Here is a 19,211-nt window from a genome sequence, read left to right as displayed (position 1 = left end):
GCGTCCCGTGCGATGGAGAGGGCGCCTTCCATGACTCACTAGGACGCGGTCGGGCTCGCTAGCTCACATCGGTCGCGCTTCCCAGATCGAGAAGAGAGTTTGGGATGCGGGATAATGCATATCTCCTGTCTCAAAAGGCCCTTCATCATGTTCTCGCCCATGTTAGTGCAGCACCTGGTCGGCCTTGGGCGAGGGCGCCGACAGCTGGCGGTCAGCTTCGCACGCCGGAACGTCTAGTTCAGTCAGCCGAGGTCGGCCGCGTCGCTTTCTAGGATGCTCGGAAAGAAGTCCTTGATGAATTCGACGAAGGTTTTCACCTTCGCGTTGAGATACTGACGCGAGGGATACAGCGCATGCAGCGTCAGCGATTGCAGGCGATATTCGGGCAGCACGCGCACGAGTACGCCGCTCGTCAGCGCGGCGCGGGCGGTCGACATCGGCAATGCGCCGATGCCCATGCCTTCGCACAATGCGACAGCCAGCGCGCCGGCTACGTTCACGCCGAAGTCTGCTTTCGGCAGTGGGAAGGTTTCTATTCCGTTCGGGCCCTCGAAGCGCCACGAGTCGCGCGGAAAAATCGTCGAGACGAGCTGATAGCAGCGATGCCTCGACAGCTCCTCCAGCGTGCGCGGCGTGCCATGCTCGTTCAGATAACGCGGCGATGCGCACAGCACGCTGTGCACGGTGCCGAGCCGTTGCGCGACGAGACTCGAATCGGGCAGATCCGCGATGGTCGCTTGCACGGTAAGGTCGTAGCCTTCGTCGATGATGTCGGGCGTGTGCTGCGAGAGCGTGAGATCGATGGAAACAGTCGGATGCTGTTCCTGATAATGCACGATGGCGGGCACGACATACGATTGCCCGAGGCTCGTCGATGCATGAATGCGCAGGTGCCCGGCAGGGCGCAGGCGCGCATCGGCGGCTTCGGCTTCGGCCTGATCTACGCAGGCGAGAATCTGCTCGCAGCGCTGCAGATAGCGCCGCCCCGCTTCGGTAAGAATCACGCGCCGCGTGCTGCGATGCAGGAGCCGCGCCTTCAGATGCGCTTCCAGACTGGCGATGGCGCGCGAGGTGGCGGCCGTCGAGGTATTCATGCGCTGCGCGGCGGCGGTGAAGCTTCCTTCTTCGGCTACGCGGGAAAACATCCGCATGCTGCTAAGTGTGTCCACCTTATTCCTGCACTTAAACGGTCAATCGATTCGCTTTTGCCATGCCGCGATCACGCTCGCGACGAGCGCAATGCCGATGATGTAGTAGAAGCCATCCAGCGAACTGAGGAAGTTCGCCTGCTGCGTGACGAGGCCGTTGATCTCGACGAGCGCTAGCGCCTTCGCGTCCGAGACGCTGTTGCCCATGTGCTGAAAGCCGCTGAGCAGGCTTTCATAGACGTTCTGGAAGATCGGGTTGTAGGCGTTGACCGATTCGACGAGCCGCGTCTGATGCAGCGCGGCGCGATGCTGTTCGAGGATGATGATGGTCGCGGTCGAGAACGAATACGTCAGTTGCTTGACGATGTTCTTGATGCGGTAGCCGTGGCTGTACTCTTCGATGGCGAAGACGCGAAACGTGAGATTTGCCACCGGCAGCGCGATGAAAAGCAGCAGCATGCCGCGCAGTACCATTGGACAGATGAGCCATCGCACGCTGACATCGGGCGGCATATTGACCATCCATGTGCCGATGAACGCGGCCAGCAGGAAGCCCGTCATGATCATCCACTTCTTGTGCTTGACGCGCGACGAGTAGCGGAAATAGATGACGGCCATCGCGAGCGAAACCATCGAAGTGAAGCCGACGAGCCGCCCCGCGTTTTCCACCGGATAGCGCAGCCCGCCTTCGAGCAGGCGCGAGACGAGAAAGCTCATCGCGTTGTTGATGTAGTAGAACGCGATGTACAGCACGATGCCGATCTGAAACGTCTTCTCCCGCAGCGCGTGCAGGCGCAGCAGCGGCCGCGGATGATGCCACTGATGCCAGGCGAACCACCCGAGCGAGAGCAGCCCGGCGACCGTCAGGACGATAAGTTCGGGCGAACCACCGAAGAGTTCGAAGCGCACCTGCTGCATGACGATCTGCAGCGCGCCCTGCGCGAACGCGAAGATGATGTACGGCCAGAAATGCGTGTCACCGCGCTGTTCCGGTTGCACGCGCCCCGTGCAAGGCACCGCGAGAAACGCCAGCAGGCCGAGCACTAGGCCTCCGAAGGCAGTGCACGCGAACAACGCGCGCCATCCGACCCACGCGACGAGATAGCCGCCGCACAGGGGCGCGAGCGCGGTCCCGAGCAGGATCATGTTCAGGAAGCGCCGCGTCGCTTTCGGACGCTGCTCCTGCATGAAGCGCGTCTGGATCAGGATGCGTGCCGCGCTCATCAGCGGGCCGATGAAGTAGCCCTGGAAGCCGCGCGCCATCGCGAGTCCAATCGCCGATTCGGAGAAGGTGGCCGCCACCGCGCCCGCCGCGAAAAGAAAGAGACATCCGGCGATATAGCGCCGGTTGCCGATCCGCTCGATCCACCATTGCTGCTGGAGAATGCCGAGCACGGACGCCACCGCATACGCGCTCGACGCCCACACGAGCTCATCCGGCGAAGCGTTGACGCCGCCCGCGATATAGCTTGTGAAAAACGAAAAGATCGAGTTGTCGAAATAGTCGAGGCCGGTGGCGAGCGCAATGGCCCACGCGAAAGAGTCAGCGCGAAACCGGTCCGTGATCTGCCTGGCAAAGCCGAGCGGCGTCGCAGTCATGTTTCATCGTCCCCCGCGCTTTTCGCTTTGCGTGTGCGGCGCGCGGCCAGCCGTTCCCGCAGCAGCGTTTCCTTGCTTTCGCCCGCGATCCGGCGCTGCAAATAGTCGAGGTCGCTGGCCAGTTCGGTGCGCACCGCCTGCGCTTCTTTCAGCTCGCGGCGCACGGCGGAAATGCGTGCATCCATCGCCTCGACCTGCTGCGAAAGCGCCTGTTCAATCTCGCGCAGCGACGAGGCGGAATAGCCGGTGCCGCCTTCACCGAGTGTTTCCATCGGCCGCTTGAGCATTTCGACGATGCCTTGCAGCGAAAAGCCAAGCGAGCGCAGTCGCAGGATGCGCGAGAACTTTTCCAGATCGTGCTCGCTATAGAGACGGTAGCGCCCTTCACTGCGGTTCGGGGTGACGAGCCCGCGCTCTTCGTAATACTTAAGCGTGCGCGGGGTGACTTGCAGCCGTTCGGCAGCGTCGCGAATGGTAAGCAACGTGGGCTTGGCGGAGGACATGATGGACTCCGGAGGTGCAGAATCGATGCTGCACATGATAACACAAACCTGTACGTTCGCGTTGAGGTTGAGGCGGCATATAAAGTGTTGCCGAAAGAGGGCGCGATGATAGACTTGAGCGAACGCGATACAGTCACGGGAGATGACGCGGAGAAGCTGGTGATCCGATGCCTGCTGCGCGGCGGCGGAGGTCCCAGCCTGCCGAGCGTTATCTCACTTCCTAAATTCTTACCAGGTAGTTCAGAGGTGCTTAAACGGTTCGCAGCGCCCAGCTAACCCCTTGCGACAGTAGGCGAATGTCAACACCTCGGCGTCAGGCCGCGCGGAACTTTTGTACTGCGGGTGACAGGTACGTCTTCGGTCGATAAAACAGGGCGTTGCATGACGCGTTGTCCGCCACATGACAACGATAGATATGCGCCGACGCCTTATGGACCTGAATCTCATCCGCCTGTTCGTCGAGATCGTCGAATCGCGCAGCCTGAGCGCCGCGGCGCGCAAGCTCGACATGACGCGCGCGAACATCAGCCAGCGGCTCAAGCTGCTGGAGCGCGAAACGGGCGCGCAGTTGCTGCGGCGCTCCACACGCAGCATAGAGCTGACGCAAGCCGGAAACACGCTCTATGAGTGCGGCAAGCGCATGCTGGACGACTTGAGCGCGGCGCGCGCGTCGATCGACAGTCTTGGGCAAACCCTGAGCGGCCGCGTGCGCATCAGCGTGCCGACGGGCTTCGGCCGATTGTTTATCGGATCGAAGCTGCTCGAATTCGCGCGCGTGCATCCGGGCATCAGGCTCGATGTCACGTTCAACAATCGCATCGAGGATCTGATCGCTTCCGAAGTCGATGTCGCGCTGAGAATCACGCGCACGCCGCCCCTAGATTGCGTCGCGCGCAATATCTGTCTAATCGACTGGCGTCTTTACGCATCGCCGGATTACGTGAAGGCGCACGGTCCGGTTCAATCGCCCGCCGATCTTCAAGGGCAGACGTTCGTTGCATCGCCGCATCCGGACCGGCGCGTAACGATGACGCTCACGCATCGGCAAAACGAAAACGACGTGCACGAGATCACGGTTCAATCCGTGCTGCAGTCGTCCGACTATCCGTTTCTCACCGAAGCGGTGTCTCAAGGTCTCGGCATCGGACTGTTGCCTGCATACATCCAGTACGCGCCCGCGAGCCAGGGATTCGTGCGCATCCTCCCGCAATATCGCGTGCTGGGGCCGCAAAACACGCTGTATATCGTGACGCTGCCGAATCGTTATCCGTCGGCCGCGACGCAGGCATTGATCGATTTTCTGCGGACCGAAGTCATCGCGCTCTCGCAAACTTGGGCCTGAAAAGATGCGCCAGCGTCAAGACTCAGTTGAATTCGTCAATCGCCAGTTAGATCTTCAAGTCGATACCCCTTCCACAATCGCCCTCGACAGGTTACACCGGAGACAAGGGCGATGATCCCAGAGCGTGCGCGGATGCCGTGAGGCAGGAAGTGCACGGCCGCGTTCTCGTTGTTACGGTAGACAATGCGCCCGTCAATGCGCTCGGCGCACAGGTCCGCACTCGGTTGCGTGCAGCGATCGAGACCGCCGATACCAATCCCGAAGGGCGGCGTTCTTTCTGAACGTTTCGCTGACGGGAAGTTTCGGCACGCGCAGTCCGTCGCTGGGCGGGCTGTTCAAGGTTCCGCGGCCTGCGCTTCGGGCCGCAGATTTCGTTGCCGATTCTTCAAGGCGGCGAAATCAAGCCGGATCTTAGATCTGGCCAACGTGCAGAAGTGTATCCAGTTCGCCAGTACGAAAGGGCGATCCAGACTGCGTTCCGCCAGGTGGCCGACGCGCTTGCCGCGCGCGGCTCACACGATCACGAGATCGAGGCCCGGGAGCATGACACCTTGGCCGACCTGTGTCGACTCGGATTATCCGAACTGCGGTACCGGACCGGCATCGACAGCTATCTGTCGGCGCTGATTGCGCAAAATGATCTGTCGCTTCGCGCCAACCGTTGATCACGGCGCTGGCGCGGCGTTTAACGAGCCTCGTCGATCGGTATCGTGCGTCGGTGGCGGTTGTATCGAGCAGTCAGGCGACCAGCCGCGGGCCGTCGACGCGCCCAGTACCGGTTGACTACCGGCGGCGCGGTCAACCATACCTCTTGATCGAAGTGAGCGACGCACGTGGGCGAGAGGTCTGAGCGGACTGAGGTGTTGGTGAAGCAGGCAAACCAAAGGGGCGCTTCCCGCCCTTATGCCATGAAACGAACCCATCGGAAGCACAACACGAGTGGGTTGGTTGATCGAGCCGAACGGGCTGGTCTCATCCAACGCCGTGCGGATGAGTTCGATCGATGCGCGTCCCGGCTGTGGCTGACGGAAGACGGGCCTGCTGCACTCGAGCGTCCGAAGGCAGTGCTCACACACTTGAATGCCCGGCTGCTCGGCGGATTTACAGCGTCCGAGATCGACATCGTAGTGAGATGGCTGACAACGTTGCAGGAGAAGTTTCCGGCCATTGACCGGAACGCGCACCGGGGACACCGACGGCGCCCCGGTGCGCACGGTTCTTATTGTCGAACGACTCTCGTGAGATCCGGCTGGCGTTTCTGGGCAAACGCCGCGAAGACTTCTTTCGCTTCGGCGCTTGCAAGTCGCTCGACGAAGATTGCGCTTTCTCGATCCATCTGAGCTACCATTTTCTCTGCGTCTCGCATGAGTCGCTTCATCGCGGTCAGCGACCCGATGGGCTTGGCGGCAATTTTCTCGGCGACGCGGCGCGCCTCTGCACGGAGTTCCGCGTTGGAGATCGCCTTGTTTGCAATACCCCATGCAACGGCATTGTTTGCAGGAACGGCTTCCCCGAGCGCGAACATTTCGAATGCCTTGACATGCCCAATTCGCAAAGGAAGCAAGTAGCTTGAAGCAGCTTCGGGAACGAGTGCCAGATTCACGAACGGGGTTATCAATTGGGCCTCTTCGGAGAGAAGCACATAGTCGCAATGGAGCAACATGGTCGTCCCAACTCCGACGGCCTTGCCCTGGACTGCAGCAATGATCGGTTTGCTGGCGTTCGCGAGGCCTCGCAGAAAGCGAACGACGTTGCGTTCCTTCGGCCCATTGCCTGTCGACTGTGCTGCAAATTCCGAGACGTCGTTGCCTGCCGTGAATGTGTCTCCATCGGCCTGAATCAACAACACACGGACTTCGTCGCCACTAGCTCTCGCAATAGCATCTGCTAATGCGCCATACATATCGTTAGTGAGAGCGTTTTTCTTATCCGGTCGCGCAATCGTGACGGACATTACACCACTACTTGATAGCTCAACTTTGATTTCCGGGGTCATTAGCTTGCCTCCTAAAAATGCGGCGTCGAGAGGTAGCTCCTCTGGAACGCCGCGATAAAAGTTCGTTGCGAAGTGTAAATCTGTTCGCGCCCGAAAGACGCCTGCGAAAAGTTGACGGGCTGTCAACTGAAACTTGACATCATAGCTGCGCCGGAGGCTGCCGCCCCGTCGATGCAGCAACCGATGAAGGCGGAACCTTGCGCTTCGGGCCGAGCGCCACAGGGTCACATGCCAGGCACCCGATTTCACGGCACGACTCGGTGATCAGACCCGCTGCCAGCGCGTTGAACCGTGCCTTTGCGGTCTTCCGTTACGCTGATCGCGCAATCATTGCGCGCAATGTAATTTCCTGGTTGGTAGCTCCAATTTCACGCTTGTGAAAGCATCGCGTGAAGCCGCCTCTCAACAATTTCTTCGGCCTGGTGCATGATTCGTTTGACCAACTCGCCCACCTTGGGGATGTCATGTATCAGTCCGGCAACCATGCCGCACGACCAGGCGCCGGCGTCCAGGTGGCCGTCCTTCATTACACGCGGATAGACGCCTCCAACCTCGTCTGCGATGTCCGAGAAGGCGATGTCGGCGCCGAGCTGCCTTTCCTTCTGCAGCAGACGCTCGACCCCAGCATTGTTCAGTACCCTTTCGGTATTGCGCAGCGGGCGCATCACGAGCCGTGTGTCCAGTTCGGTTGCCGCAACGATGGCCTGCTTGACGTTCTGGTGGACCGGCGCTTCGTGGGTCGCCACGAAGCGCGTGCCCATGTTGATACCGCCCGCGCCCATGGCGAGTGCGGCCACCAGCGAGCGACCGTCCGCCATGCCGCCCGAGGCGACGAACGGTATGCTGAGCTCGTCCGCAGCTCGGGGCAGCAGGATGAAGTTGGGGACATCGTCCTCGCCGGGATGGCCTCCGCATTCAAAACCGTCCACGCTGACCGCATCGCAGCCAATGCTCTCGGCCTTCAGTGCGTGCCGCACTGATGTGCATTTGTGAATCACCTTGATGCCGGCTTCCTTTAGCAGCGGCAGCCACTTCTGCGGATTGTTCCCAGCGGTCTCGACGATTTTTACGCCACCATCGATGATCGCGCGCACGTAGCCGGGGTAATCCGGCGGATTGCGTGCTGGAAGGAACGTCAGGTTAACGCCGAACGGCTTATCGGTCATGTCCCGGCAGTGCCGGATCTCGTGCGCCAGCGCCTCAGGGCTTGGCTGTGTCAGCGCCGTAATGAGGCCCAGGCCGCCCGCATTGGACACCGCTGCGGCCAGTTCCGCGAATCCTACGTAGTGCATCCCGCCTTGGATGATGGGATGCTCGATGCCGAACAATTCCGTGATTTGCGTCTTCATTGCGACTCTCTCTTGAATGGATGGATAGGGTACGCGGGGATACCCGTCAGAACCGGGCCGGCTCTACCATCACGCCGCGCCCATTTCCACGCGCTGCCGCAGGACCGAAATCCGTGGGCGTTTCCCGTGTGAACCAGCGGGATCACCGCCCCGCGAAGCGGGCCTCCCGACGCTCGACAAAGGACTGTATTCCTTCCCTGAAGTCCTCGGACGCAAAGACCTCCTCTCGAATCTGCGGGATGACGGCAATCGCTGCCTCCTCGCCGTGCTCGATATAGGTCAGAGCCGCCGCCTTGGTCGCACGCAGACCGATCGGCGCGACCTTGCAGATCGCCCGGGCGATCTCCATCGCACGCTCGCGGTGCCGCCCGTATGGATGCACTTCCTGGACGAAGCCGCAGCGGTAGGCCTCCTCGGCGGAGAAGTCGTCACACAGGAACAGGTGGTACATCGCATTGCCCCAGCCCGTGCGCGTAAGGTAACGGTAGTGCGCGCCAACCAGCGGCGCGATGCCGCGCTTCGATTCCATCTGGCAGAAGCGAGCGGTGTCGGCTGCAATCACGATGTCCGAGGCCAGCATCTGCTCGAGGCCGATCGTATAAGTGATCCCATGAACTACCGAGATCACCGGCTTGCCGCATCGTTTGCCCAGACCGAACGGATCGATCTGGTCGTCGGGTATCGGCTTTGCCGTGGCGCTCGGGCCAAAGAACTTGGGCATGTCGAGGCCGGCAGTGGTGTGTTCGCCGGCGGGGTCGAGAACTGCCACCCACAGGTTGTCGTCGTCGTCGAAATCGGTCAACCGCTGCGAGAGCTGCTGCATCATCTCCGGGGTGAACGCGTTCTTCTTGGCCGCGTTGTCGACCGAGATGATCGCGACATGGTCCTCGATCGTCATGCGGACTTCGGGCGTGGTTGCTGCGTTGCTCATAGGGGTTTCCTTCGCTTGGGCGGATTGACACTTCGGATGGTTGGGCATGGCCGGATGAAATCAGACGGCAGTCACGCCGCCGTCCACGGCAAGAATCTGGCCGGTGATGTGCTTGCCCGCGTCACTGGCGAACAGCAGGGCTGCGCCCTTGAGATCGTCGTCATCACCGATGCGCTGCAGCGGCGCGCGCTCCGCCAGTTTCTCGATTCCGACCTTCTCGATCATTCCCCTGGTCATCTTCGACGGGAAGAAGCCCGGCGCGAGTGCATTGACGGTGATACCGTACTTCCCCCACTCGCCGGCGAGCGCACGGGTGAAATTGACGACCGCGCCCTTGCTCGTGTTGTAAGCGATCGTCGGCTGGCTTGTGGGACCGTTGCCTTTGAGGCCGGCGATTGAGGCGACATTGATGACGCGGCCATAGCGATTGGGGATCATCGACAGCCTCCCGATCTGCTGCGTGAGCAGGAAGATCGCCCGTACGTTCAAGTTCATGACTTTGTCCCAGGCGGACAGCGGATGGTCGGCCGTGGCTGCGCCCCACGTGGCGCCGGCATTGTTGACGAGAATGTCGATCTTGCCCAGGCGTTCCATCGCGTCGTTGGCAAGGCGCTCGACATGGTCTTCTCTGGCGTTGTCCGCCGCGATCCAGCTTGCATCCACATCCAGGCCGGCCAGATGCGCCTGTGCCGACTCAAGCACGTCTGCCTTGCGCGCCGAGATCACCACGCGGGCACCTTGCGTGCCTAGCGCCTCGGCGATCTGCAGGCCCAGGCCGCTGGATCCGCCGGTGATGAGGGCCGTTTGGCCCTTCAGGTTGAAAAGATCCGCCACAGCAGTCATTGCAGTCTCCTTGTCGATGGATGTAACGGGACATCCTGTGGGCTGTGGATGCCGGCAAAGGGCACCTCGTAGTGCTCCAGATCAATAGGTTCATCCAGCTCGTGGGGGCAGCTGTCGACTATCTGGATGATGCTTGTCATGCAGGAGAATGACGTGCAAAATGCAGAATGTCAAGACAAGCTATGAGGGAAATTCGATGGGACACTCACAGGCGGACAAGGCGCGCAGCAGGGAACGCATCTTGAGCCAGGCAGCCGAACAAATCAGGAATGGCGGACTGGAATCGGTTAGCGTTGGGAAACTGATGCGCAGCGCCAACCTGACCCATGGCGGCTTCTATGGTCACTTCGCATCACGCTCGGAGTTGCTGGCGCACGCGCTCGAACGCGCGATGGAAGAGGGCAAGGCCGCATTCGAGGCGAATCGGGGCAACGGGACGCCTGATTATGAGAAGACGGTGCGCAGCTATCTTAGCCGCCCGCATCGGGAGTCACGCACAACAGGTTGCGCGATTGCGGCGCTCGCGGGCGACGTGGCGCGTGCTGACGAACCGGTGCGCGAGACCATGTCGGCCCACATCGAACGGTTCATCGATCGGATTGACAGTGCGCTGTGCTCTGACGACCCCGATTTGGCCATATTCGCCGTCAGCGCGATGATCGGCGCCCTAGTGGTGTCGCGGGTGATGGCCGACGAAAAGCGGTCTGACGCGGTGCTAGCCGCAGCGAAACGGCAATTGCTGGCAATGCATGAACGCGAGTGAGCCGTTTCGTCATCGTCCAACGTTAGTCCATCATTAACGAGCATGAAGCGAAAATCGTTCACGAGGCTGACTTGCTTTCCATTCAAGCCCCTTGGCCTGATGCACTGTCGAGATGACGTAATCGGCTTCGTGTACGGGCGTCATTCGTTGCGCGAGCGCCCGCAGATAGTCCGTACCTAGCTCATCGACGATTTGGACAATTGGCAGTAAGTCTTGTCCGACCGCGCTGCGCGCGAATGATTGGAAGTCCTTCCAGTTTTCAAACGGCGCAAAGGCCAACGGATGGAAAGCGCGCTGACCCGCGAGCAATTCACCGGCACCGTCCGAGTCCGCGACGATCTCTCTGGGACTCGTGCAAATGGCTGGCCGATGACCCATTTCGAGACCAGCCGCCAATTGCCAGATGGCCGCCGCGTTCTTCCCGGCAAAGGATGGCATCAACCGGCGGCGAAATCGCGGGGTCTTCTACCATGATGGAGCCAATGCCCGGCTGGCCACGTATCGGCGCGGACTCGCCAAGCAGCGCGAGTACGCGACTCGCGCGCGTGGCAAATGTCTGTCCAAAGCGGAAAGATCCAGTAAGCGATCGCTCCGGCGCGTCGATTTGCGCCATCTCGCCATTCATAGACCTGCTGGTACGGATCGCCGACAGAGATGATCTGCGCATGCCGCTGTCGACCAAGCACCGACAGCGTGACGCGGTCGCTGTCCCGCGCCGCTCGCCTTTAGGGCGGTCAAACTGCGCGCCGCGCTCCCTTGCACTGTGCCCGTCGGAAGTCCCTTTGGGGGCAACACATTTAGGGCGGGAGTAGATCATTTCGCTCGCGCAAAACCCGGGCTAGACAATGTCGTTTTCCCCCGCCATCGACGATCGAGCGTCAAGTCTCAGTTAACAGGGCGTCAAGCGCTAGTTGGCTTGTCTAGCCAATGGCTGCCTTTCACAATCGTCTCACACCAGACAAACAGGGAGACAAGGCAGATGATCCCAGTAACACCGAGCGACGTCATCAAACGAGAACTGCACGGCCGCGTTCTCGTGGTGCGCATCGACAACCCGCCCGTCAACGCGCTCAGCGCTCGGGTGCGAAACGAACTGCAACTAGCGTTCGAGGCCGCCGAGGCTGATGCGACAGTCGATGCCGTGCTGCTGATCGGCGCGGGTCGCGCCTTCGCCGGCGGCGCGGATATCCGCGAGTTCGGGAAACTGCCGAAGCCTCCGGCGCTGCCCGACGTATGCAACCAGATCGAAGCCTGTGGTAAGCCGGTCGTCGCAGCGATTCACGGCGTGGCGCTCGGCGGCGGTCTCGAGCTCGCGCTCGCGGCGCACTACCGCATCGCTGTTTCCGGCGCGAAGTTCGGCTTGCCTGAAGTGACGCTCGGCTTGCTGCCGGGCTCGGGCGGCACACAGCGCGCGCCGCGTCTCGTCGGCGCGAAGGCCGCGCTGGATCTGATGTTGAGCGGCCGTCATATCGGCGCGAAAGATGCGCACGCGCTCGGTCTCATCGACGAGATCGCTTCGACGGACGACGTATTGGCCGATGGTCTCGCGTACACGCAGCGCTTGCTGGCCGCGCACGCTCCGGCACGCCGCACACGTGACGCGCGAGCACTCGCGGATCGCACATCGAGCCGTGCTGCGATCGAAGCTGCGCGCGCCGATGCAGCGAAGAAGACGCGGCATCTCTTCTCGCCGATGAAGATCGTCGACGCAGTGCAGGCCGCGCTCGAAATGTCCTTCGACGATGGCCTGCGCCACGAGCGTCAACTCTTCCTGCAATGTCTCGACAGCCCGCAACGCGCCGGTCTGGTCCACGCGTTCTTCGCCGAGCGTGAGGTGCAGAAAGCGCCCGAAACGCGCAAGGCGAAGCCGCGTGCGATTACGAACGTCGGCGTGATCGGCGGCGGCACGATGGGCGCGGGCATCGCGGTGGCGCTGCTGGACGCGGGCCTGCCCGTGACCATGATCGAGCGCGACGATGCATCGCTGCTGCGAGGCGGCGCGCTCGTCGAAAAGGTGTATGACAGGCTGGTCGAGAAAGGCCGCATGTCGCTTGAAGAGAAAGCCGATGTTCTCGCGCGCCTCTCTGGCAGCACGTCGTATGACGCGCTCGATAAAGCCGATCTGGTGATCGAAGCGGTCTTCGAAGACATGGCCGTGAAGAAGGCCGTATTCGCCGAGCTCGATCGCGTGTGCAAGCGAGGCGCGGTGCTCGCGACCAACACGTCGTATCTCGACATCGACGCCATTGCCGCGAGTATTTCGCGTCCGGCCGATGTTGTCGGCCTACACTTCTTCTCGCCGGCGAACGTGATGAAGCTGCTGGAAGTTGTGGTGCCCTCGAAGGCGAGCGCGGATGTAATCGCGACCGCATTCGATCTCGCGAAAAAGCTGCGCAAGGTGCCGGTGCGCGCAGGGGTGTGCGATGGCTTCATCGGCAATCGCGTGCTCGCGATCTACCGCGCGGCCGCCGATCACATGATGGAAGACGGCGCGTCGCCGTATCAGATCGACCGCGCCGTGCGCGACTTCGGCTTTCCGATGGGACCGTTTCAAGTCTCCGACCTCGCGGGTGGCGATATCGGCTGGGCCACGCGCAAACGCCGCGCCGCCACGCGCGATCCGAAAATGCGTTACGTGCAGATCGCGGACCGCATCTGCGAGCGCGGCTGGTTCGGCCAGAAGACGGGACGCGGCTTTTATCTCTATGCGGAAGGCGGGCGCACCGGCCAGCCCGATCCCGAAGTCGAAGCGATCATCATGGACGAACGGCAACGCGCCGGCATCACACCGCGCACCTTTTCCGACGACGAAATCATGCGCCGCTACATGGCCGCGATGATTAACGAAGGTGCGAACGTCGTGCATGAAGGCATTGCGCTGCGTCCGCTCGATGTGGACGTCACGTTCGTTCACGGCTACGGCTTCCCGCGTCATCGCGGTGGCCCGATGAAGTACGCCGATACCGTCGGCCTCGCCAACGTGCTCGCCGATATTCGTGAGTTCGCAAAAGATGATCCGCTCTTCTGGAAGCCGTCGCCGCTCATCGTTGACCTGGTCGAGCGCGGCGCCACGCTCGCGAGCCTCAATCAATCCGCCTGACGCAGGAGAAACCCATGCGCGAAGCAGTTATCGTTTCCACCGCACGCACACCGCTCACCAAGGCGCACCGCGGCGAGTTCAACGTCACGCCGGGTCCGACGCTCGCATCGTTCGCGGTGGGTGCAGCCGTCGAGCGCTCGGGCATCGATCCGGCAATCATCGAGGACACGATCCTCGGCTGCGGTTATCCGGAAGGCGTCACAGGCCGTAACGTCGCGCGCCAGGCCGTGATTCGCGCGGGCTTGCCGCTCTCGATCGCGGGCACCACCGTCAACCGCTTCTGTGCGTCAGGGCTTCAGGCAATCGCGATGGCGGCGGGGCGCATCGTCGTAGAGGGCGCGCCCGCGATGATCGCGGGCGGCGTAGAAAGCATCTCGGGCATCCGGACCCGTGAAGACGGCGTAAGCGGGCTCGATCCCTGGATCGTCGAGCACAAGCCGTCGGTCTACATGGCGATGATCGACACCGCCGATATCGTCGCCCAGCGTTACGGCATCAGCCGCGAGGCGCAGGACCGCTTCTCGGAGGAAAGCCAGCGCCGCACGGCCGAAGCGCAGCGCGCGGGCCGTTATGCCGATGAGATTGTGCCCGTCACGACGACGATGTCCGTCACCGATAGGGAAACGCGCGTCGTCAGCTATCGCGAGGTGACGGTTTCCGCCGACACCTGCAATCGCCCCGGCACGACCTATGAAGGGCTCGCGAATCTCGTCCCCGTCAAAGGCCCGGACAAGTTCATCACGGCGGGCAACGCATCGCAGAACGCCGACGGCGCATCCGCCTGCGTGCTGATGGATGCGAAGGCTGCCGAGCGCGCGAACATCGCACCGCTGGGCGCGTTTCGCGGCTTCGCGGTCGCGGGCTGCGAGCCGGATGAAATGGGCATCGGTCCGGTGCTCGCGGTGCCGAAGCTGCTCGCGCGTCATGCCCTGACCGTGGACGACATCGGCTTGTGGGAGCTCAACGAAGCGTTCGCATCGCAGGCCATCTATTGCCAGAAGAAGCTCGAGATTCCGTCGGAGCGTCTGAACGTGAACGGGGGCGCGATTTCCGTCGGGCATCCGTTCGGCATGACGGGCTCGCGTCTCGTGGGCCACGTTCTCATCGAGGGACGGCGGCGCGGCGTGAAGTACGCGGTCGTCACGATGTGCATGGCCGGCGGCATGGGCGCCGCGGGCCTCTTCGAAATCTATTGAGAGAAGCGATTCATGGATCTGAAGTTCACTCCCGAAGAGGAAGCGTTTCGCGCGAGCGTCGTGCGCTTTCTCGATGAGAAGCTGCCCGCGCGGCTCGCCGACAAGGCGCGCAACGGCGTCCATCTCACGCGCGACGACATGGTCGAATGGCACGCCATTCTCAACGAACAGGGCTGGCTCGCGAATCACTGGCCGAAGGAGTACGGCGGCCCCGGCTGGAACACGGCGCAGAAGTTCATCTTCGAGAACGAGTGCGCGCTCGCGGGTGCGCCGCGCATCGTGCCGTTCGGCGTGAATATGCTCGGGCCGGTGCTCATCAAGTACGGCAGCGAAGCGCAGAAGCGCTACTGGCTGCCACGCATACTCGATGGTTCCGACTGGTGGTGCCAGGGCTATTCGGAACCTGGCTCGGGGTCCGATCTCGCATCGGTGAAGACGACCGCCGTGCGCGGCATCGACGCTCAGGGCGAGCATTACATCGTCAATGGGCAGAAGACGTGGACGACGCTCGGGCAGCACGCGAATATGATCTTCTGCCTCGTGCGCACGGCTAACGACGTGCGCAAGCAGGAAGGCATTAGCTTTCTGCTGGTCGATATGAAGGCGCCCGGCGTCGAAGTGCGTCCGATCATCACGCTCGACGGCGATCACGAAATCAACGAAGTGTTTTTCACCGATGTGCGTGTGCCGGCCTCCAATCTCGTCGGCGAGGAGAACAAGGGCTGGACGTACGCGAAATATCTGCTGACCTATGAGCGCACGAACATCGCGGGCGTGGGCTTTTCGATGGCGGCGCTCGCGCGCCTGAAGCGCGTCGTGGCGAACGTGAAGCGCAACGGCCGTCCGCTCGCCGACGATCCGCTCTTCGCTGCGCGCCTCGCGCGCGTTGAGATCGATCTGGAGAACATGAAGACGACCAACCTGCGCGTGGTCGCCGCGGTTGCGGGCGGCGGCGTGCCGGGTGCGGAAAGCTCGATGCTCAAGATCCGCGGCACCGAGATCCGCCAGGAGCTCTCGTCGCTGACGCGCCGTGCGATGGGTCCTTATGCGCAGCCGCTCATCGAACAAGCGCTGCAAGAGGGCTACGACGAGGCGCCCGTCGCACCTCGCGAGGCCGCCAGCGCCGCCGCGGTCTACTTCAACAACCGCAAGCTGTCGATCTTCGGCGGCTCCAACGAAATCCAAAAGAACATCATCTCGAAGATGATTCTGGGACTGTAGGGGAAATGCGATGAATTTCCAGCATACCGAAGACCGCCGCATGCTGGCGGATACGCTGAACCGCTTTCTCAGCGATCAGTACGGGTTCGCCACGCGTGACAAGCTCGCGCGCAGCGCGGCGGGTTTTAGCCACGAGCTGTGGGGCCGCTTTGCGGAACTGGGTGTCGTGGGCGCGCTCTTCAGCGAGGCCGATGGTGGCTTTGGCGGCGACGGCTTCGATATCGCCGTCGTCTTCGAGAGCCTCGGACGCGGCCTCGTAGTCGAACCGTTCCTGGGTGCGCTCGTCGTCGGGCGGGCGCTGGCTCATGCGGGCAGCGATGCCCAGAAAGCGCTTATCGCGAATCTCGTCGAAGGGCGTGCCGTCGGGGCGCTCGCGCACGACGAACCGGGTTCGCATTATGAATTGTCGAAGGTCACGACGCGCGCCGTGCGCGGCTCGAACGGCTGGGTGCTCACGGGTGCCAAGGCGGTCGTGCACCAGGGCGCACAGGCCGACTTCTTCCTCGTCTCGGCGCGCACGAGTGGCGCAGTCGATGCCGAGGACGGCATCTCACTCTTCGTCGTGCCGATAGATACGGCGGGCATCGCGGTACGCGACTATCCGAAGATCGATGGCGGACGCGCGGCCGAGATCGTTCTAAACGAAGTGTGCCTCGGTGACGACGCGTTGCTCGGCGAACGGGGCGCAGGATTCGAGACGCTCGAACATAGCATCGGCGCGGGCGTACTGGCGTTGTGCGCGGAGGCACTTGGCGCAATGGAGGTCGCGAAAGAGCACACGCTCGAGTATCTGCGCACTCGCAAGCAGTTCGGCGTCGTCATTGGCAGCTTCCAGGCTCTTCAGCACCGCATGTCGGACCTGTTGCTCGAGATTGAGCAGGCCCGCTCGGCCGTCATCAACGCCGCTGCTGCGCTCGGCAAAGGCCGCATCGAGCGTGAACGCGCGCTGTCGTCGGCGAAGTACAGCATCGGCCGCATCGGCACCCGCGTGGCCGAAGAATGCGTCCAGATGCACGGCGGCATCGGCATGACCTGGGAACTTCCGCTTGCGCACTATGCCAAGCGCCTTGTCATGATCGACCATCAGTTCGGCGACGAAGACCATCATCTCGAACGCTACATCACACTCGGCAGGAGCTGATGCTATGAGCGAAGTTATCGTCGCGCATCGCGATGGCGCGGTTCAGGTGCTGTCCTTCAACAACCCGGCCACGCGCAATGCGCTCACGCCCGAGGTGTACTCGGCGCTTTCGGCGGCGTTCGAGCAAGCTCAGCGCGATCCCGATGTAGGCGCGATCCTGCTGACCGGCGCGGGCGGGGTGTTCTGCTCCGGTGGCGATCTGAGGCGGCTTGCGCAACGGCGCGCCATGACGCCGCCCGAGCGGCGCGCGGGCATCGAAGGTCTGCACGGCTTGATCCGCGCTATCCGTGACTGCGGCAAGCCCGTGATCGCGGCGGTCGAAGGATCGGCGGCCGGCGCGGGCCTGTCGATTGCGTTGGCGTGCGACCTGCTGGTCGCCGCGCGCAATGCGTCGTTCTCGGTGGCGTACGTGAAGGTCGGCCTCTCGCCCGATGGGGGCGCTACCGCATTCCTGTCCGAGTTCGTCTCGCGGCAGGTGTTGACCGAACTGTGCTTGACGGGCAAGCCGGTCACGGGTGAACGCATGCATGCGCTCGGTGTCGTGAATCGCCTCGCCGCACCCGGTAGCGCACTCGCGGAGGCAATCGTTATGGCACGGACATTGGCGAGCGGTCCCGAGCGCGCGATAGCCCGGATCAAGAGCCTGTGCCGTCATGCCGGTGAGAACACCCTCGACGCGCAACTGGACCTGGAAGCGCGGAACATGGTGGACTCGCTCGGTGATGACGAGGCCGCTGAAGGCATCGAGGCTTTCTTCGGCAAACGCTCCGCTGATTTCTCCGCATTGCGTCGCGCGTCAGCCGTGCTGTCGCAATAGATCGGGTGCTTCGTCACCCACCCTTGTCATCGGGATTTGAAATGTCGAACTTGAATTCCTCCCTGCCGCTCGCCGGCGTTCGCGTTCTCGATCTGTCACGCGTGCTTGCGGGACCCTGGTGCGCCATGGTGCTCGGCGATCTAGGCGCCGAAGTCATCAAGGTCGAGCACCCAGGGCGCGGTGACGACACGCGCGACTGGGGCCTGAGAGTCGGCGCGACCGAGACGACCTATTTCAACAGTGTCAATCGCAACAAGCGCTCGGTGTGCCTCGACCTGCAAACCGCCGGCGGCCAGCGGATCGCCCAAGAGCTGGCGCAGCAGAGCGACGTGGTGATCCAGAATTTCAAGTTCGGCGGCGCGGAGAAATTCGGGCTCGGCTATGAGCAGTTGAAGGCGGGACATGACGATCTCATCTACTGCTCGATCTCCGGCTACGACCGCAGTGGCCCGGAAGCGGCCCGTCCCGGCTACGATCTGGTGATTCAAGGCGAAGCGGGGCTGATGGCGCTCAATGGCGAGCCCGACCAGCCGCCACTCAAGTTCGGTGTGGCCGCTGTCGATCTTTTCACGGGCATGTACTCGGGCCAGGCGGTGCTCGCTGCGCTCTTCGAGCGTCAGAAGACCGGCAAGGGCCGCCACATCGAGATGGCACTGTTCGATTGCGGCCTGATGATTACCTCCTACTACGGGCTCGAAGCGCTGCGCCAGGGCGATGACCCGCCGCGCTACGGAAATGCGCATCCGTCGATCATGCCGTACGGCGTATTCGACGCGGAGGATGGACCGGTCGTCATCACGGTCGGCACCAACCCGCAGTATGAGCGTTTCTGCCGCGAGGTGATCGAGCGTCCCGATCTCGTGGAGGACGAGCGCTTTCGCACGAACCTCGACCGCGCAGCCAACCGCGCAGTGCTCGGGCCCGAGCTTAAGCGCGAGATCGGCAAGAAAAAGCGCCAGCTGCTGCTTGAGCGTCTTAGGGGGGCCGGCATTCCCTGTGGCGAAGTCCTTGGTCTGCACGAGGCGCTCACCTCGAAGCGCGCGCTCGAGGGCGGGCTCGTGACGACGCAATCTCATCCGGATGCCGGCAGCACGCACGTGCTGGCACCGCCTTACCGCTTTGACGGTGCGCGCCTGCCGGTGCGAAGCGCCCCGCCGAAACTCGGGGAAGGCACGAACGATGTCCTACAGTCGCTGCTCGGGCTGTCAGAGGAACAACTTTCACGACTGAAGGCTGAGGGCGTCATCTGACGCTGCATGTGC

17 protein-coding genes and 1 pseudogene are annotated in these 19,211 nt (G+C 62.4%); 10 read left to right on the top strand and 8 right to left on the bottom strand.

The annotated features are described in order from the left end of the window. Positions 1-242 precede the first annotated feature (242 nt). From AWB75_RS25950 to AWB75_RS25940, 3 genes are read right to left on the bottom strand one after another with little or no spacing between them, the layout of a single operon-like run. Positions 243-1,169, bottom strand: coding sequence for a LysR family transcriptional regulator (locus AWB75_RS25950; protein ID WP_061126903.1), 927 nt, complete (start codon positions 1,167-1,169; stop codon positions 243-245). A gap of 21 nt (positions 1,170-1,190) precedes the next feature. Then, positions 1,191-2,747, bottom strand: coding sequence for an MFS transporter (locus tag AWB75_RS25945; RefSeq protein ID WP_061126902.1), 1,557 nt, complete (start codon positions 2,745-2,747; stop codon positions 1,191-1,193). Beyond that, entirely contained in the window at positions 2,744-3,250 is a 507-nt protein-coding gene (locus AWB75_RS25940) for a MerR family transcriptional regulator (RefSeq protein WP_061126901.1), read from the bottom strand. Before AWB75_RS25940 ends, AWB75_RS25945 begins: the two co-directional genes overlap by 4 nt. Before the next feature lie 430 nt (positions 3,251-3,680). Here AWB75_RS25940 and AWB75_RS25935 point away from each other — a divergent pair, with 430 nt between their 5' ends. The 3 genes and pseudogenes from AWB75_RS25935 to AWB75_RS38715 form a co-directional block, all read left to right on the top strand. Further along, complete coding sequence (locus AWB75_RS25935) at positions 3,681-4,592, top strand: LysR family transcriptional regulator (protein ID WP_061126900.1); 912 nt, start codon at positions 3,681-3,683, stop codon at positions 4,590-4,592. 374 nt (positions 4,593-4,966) lie between these two features. Then, a complete protein-coding gene (locus AWB75_RS25930; protein WP_143746499.1) occupies positions 4,967-5,257 on the top strand; it encodes a hypothetical protein in 291 nt (96 codons plus the stop codon). Between the two features lie 273 nt (positions 5,258-5,530). Further along, a pseudogene (locus AWB75_RS38715) lies at positions 5,531-5,764 on the top strand (MarR family winged helix-turn-helix transcriptional regulator); the annotation flags it as partial. Positions 5,765-5,811: 47 nt separating this feature from the next. On the opposite strand, the gene AWB75_RS25925 reads toward AWB75_RS38715, so the two are convergent. From AWB75_RS25925 to AWB75_RS25910, 4 genes are all read right to left on the bottom strand, one after another. Further along, positions 5,812-6,588 carry an enoyl-CoA hydratase gene (locus tag AWB75_RS25925; protein WP_061126898.1) on the bottom strand — a complete coding sequence of 259 codons (777 nt, stop codon included), beginning with the start codon at positions 6,586-6,588 and terminating at the stop codon, positions 5,812-5,814. Positions 6,589-6,956: 368 nt separating this feature from the next. Next, on the bottom strand, positions 6,957-7,937 hold the full coding sequence (locus tag AWB75_RS25920) for an NAD(P)H-dependent flavin oxidoreductase (protein ID WP_061126897.1): 981 nt from the start codon (positions 7,935-7,937) through the stop codon (positions 6,957-6,959). Between the two features lie 142 nt (positions 7,938-8,079). Continuing rightward, positions 8,080-8,868 (bottom strand): crotonase/enoyl-CoA hydratase family protein, encoded by a 789-nt coding sequence (locus AWB75_RS25915; protein ID WP_061126930.1) that lies wholly within the window; start codon positions 8,866-8,868, stop codon positions 8,080-8,082. A 60-nt stretch (positions 8,869-8,928) separates the two neighbouring features. Then, positions 8,929-9,711 carry an SDR family oxidoreductase gene (locus tag AWB75_RS25910; RefSeq protein WP_061126896.1) on the bottom strand — a complete coding sequence of 261 codons (783 nt, stop codon included), beginning with the start codon at positions 9,709-9,711 and terminating at the stop codon, positions 8,929-8,931. 160 nt (positions 9,712-9,871) lie between these two features. Between AWB75_RS25910 and AWB75_RS25905 the strand changes: the two genes are divergently transcribed. Next, positions 9,872-10,474 (top strand): TetR/AcrR family transcriptional regulator, encoded by a 603-nt coding sequence (locus AWB75_RS25905; RefSeq protein ID WP_200823033.1) that lies wholly within the window; start codon positions 9,872-9,874, stop codon positions 10,472-10,474. Between the two features lie 33 nt (positions 10,475-10,507). Here AWB75_RS25905 and AWB75_RS38710 read toward each other — a convergent pair whose 3' ends face one another. Continuing rightward, complete coding sequence (locus tag AWB75_RS38710; protein WP_235012238.1) at positions 10,508-10,912, bottom strand: hypothetical protein; 405 nt, start codon at positions 10,910-10,912, stop codon at positions 10,508-10,510. 541 nt (positions 10,913-11,453) lie between these two features. On the opposite strand from AWB75_RS38710, the gene AWB75_RS25895 reads away from it, so the two are divergent. From AWB75_RS25895 to AWB75_RS25870, 6 genes are read left to right on the top strand one after another with little or no spacing between them, the layout of a single operon-like run. Further along, entirely contained in the window at positions 11,454-13,574 is a 2,121-nt protein-coding gene (locus AWB75_RS25895) for a 3-hydroxyacyl-CoA dehydrogenase NAD-binding domain-containing protein (protein ID WP_061126895.1), read from the top strand. A 14-nt stretch (positions 13,575-13,588) separates the two neighbouring features. Next, the gene (locus tag AWB75_RS25890; RefSeq protein WP_061126894.1) at positions 13,589-14,770 is read left to right on the top strand and encodes an acetyl-CoA C-acyltransferase; all 1,182 of its coding nucleotides are present in this window, start codon (positions 13,589-13,591) and stop codon (positions 14,768-14,770) included. A gap of 12 nt (positions 14,771-14,782) precedes the next feature. Further along, on the top strand, positions 14,783-15,991 hold the full coding sequence (locus AWB75_RS25885; protein ID WP_061126893.1) for an acyl-CoA dehydrogenase family protein: 1,209 nt from the start codon (positions 14,783-14,785) through the stop codon (positions 15,989-15,991). A gap of 10 nt (positions 15,992-16,001) precedes the next feature. Continuing rightward, a complete protein-coding gene (locus AWB75_RS25880; protein WP_061126892.1) occupies positions 16,002-17,132 on the top strand; it encodes an acyl-CoA dehydrogenase family protein in 1,131 nt (376 codons plus the stop codon). Between the two features lie 4 nt (positions 17,133-17,136). Continuing rightward, positions 17,137-17,949, top strand: a complete 813-nt coding sequence (locus AWB75_RS25875) for an oxepin-CoA hydrolase, alternative type (RefSeq protein ID WP_061126891.1) — start codon at positions 17,137-17,139, stop codon at positions 17,947-17,949. Positions 17,950-17,990: 41 nt separating this feature from the next. Further along, complete coding sequence (locus AWB75_RS25870; protein WP_061126890.1) at positions 17,991-19,199, top strand: CaiB/BaiF CoA transferase family protein; 1,209 nt, start codon at positions 17,991-17,993, stop codon at positions 19,197-19,199. Positions 19,200-19,211: the final 12 nt, after the last annotated feature.

Origin of the sequence: Caballeronia catudaia (assembly GCF_001544755.2) — a bacterium.
Lineage (GTDB): Bacteria > Pseudomonadota > Gammaproteobacteria > Burkholderiales > Burkholderiaceae > Caballeronia > Caballeronia catudaia.
The sequence above is the reverse complement of the archived record's forward strand: the minus strand, read 5'-3'. Positions and strand labels throughout refer to the sequence as shown.

Excerpts from the sequence above, each read along its gene's own strand:
- AWB75_RS25945 (WP_061126902.1), bottom strand. The coding sequence starts at position 2,747 with ATGACTGCGACGCCGCTCGGCTTTGCCAGGCAGATCACGGACCGGTTT.
- AWB75_RS25940 (WP_061126901.1), bottom strand. The coding sequence starts at position 3,250 with ATGTCCTCCGCCAAGCCCACGTTGCTTACCATTCGCGACGCTGCCGAA.
- AWB75_RS25935 (WP_061126900.1), top strand. The coding sequence starts at position 3,681 with ATGGACCTGAATCTCATCCGCCTGTTCGTCGAGATCGTCGAATCGCGC.
- AWB75_RS25925 (WP_061126898.1), bottom strand. The coding sequence starts at position 6,588 with ATGACCCCGGAAATCAAAGTTGAGCTATCAAGTAGTGGTGTAATGTCC.
- AWB75_RS25920 (WP_061126897.1), bottom strand. The coding sequence starts at position 7,937 with ATGAAGACGCAAATCACGGAATTGTTCGGCATCGAGCATCCCATCATC.
- AWB75_RS25915 (WP_061126930.1), bottom strand. The coding sequence starts at position 8,868 with ATGAGCAACGCAGCAACCACGCCCGAAGTCCGCATGACGATCGAGGAC.
- AWB75_RS25910 (WP_061126896.1), bottom strand. The coding sequence starts at position 9,711 with ATGACTGCTGTGGCGGATCTTTTCAACCTGAAGGGCCAAACGGCCCTC.
- AWB75_RS25905 (WP_200823033.1), top strand. The coding sequence starts at position 9,872 with ATGCAGAATGTCAAGACAAGCTATGAGGGAAATTCGATGGGACACTCA.
- AWB75_RS38710 (WP_235012238.1), bottom strand. The coding sequence starts at position 10,912 with ATGCCATCCTTTGCCGGGAAGAACGCGGCGGCCATCTGGCAATTGGCG.
- AWB75_RS25895 (WP_061126895.1), top strand. The coding sequence starts at position 11,454 with ATGATCCCAGTAACACCGAGCGACGTCATCAAACGAGAACTGCACGGC.
- AWB75_RS25890 (WP_061126894.1), top strand. The coding sequence starts at position 13,589 with ATGCGCGAAGCAGTTATCGTTTCCACCGCACGCACACCGCTCACCAAG.
- AWB75_RS25885 (WP_061126893.1), top strand. The coding sequence starts at position 14,783 with ATGGATCTGAAGTTCACTCCCGAAGAGGAAGCGTTTCGCGCGAGCGTC.
- AWB75_RS25880 (WP_061126892.1), top strand. The coding sequence starts at position 16,002 with ATGAATTTCCAGCATACCGAAGACCGCCGCATGCTGGCGGATACGCTG.
- AWB75_RS25875 (WP_061126891.1), top strand. The coding sequence starts at position 17,137 with ATGAGCGAAGTTATCGTCGCGCATCGCGATGGCGCGGTTCAGGTGCTG.
- AWB75_RS25870 (WP_061126890.1), top strand. The coding sequence starts at position 17,991 with ATGTCGAACTTGAATTCCTCCCTGCCGCTCGCCGGCGTTCGCGTTCTC.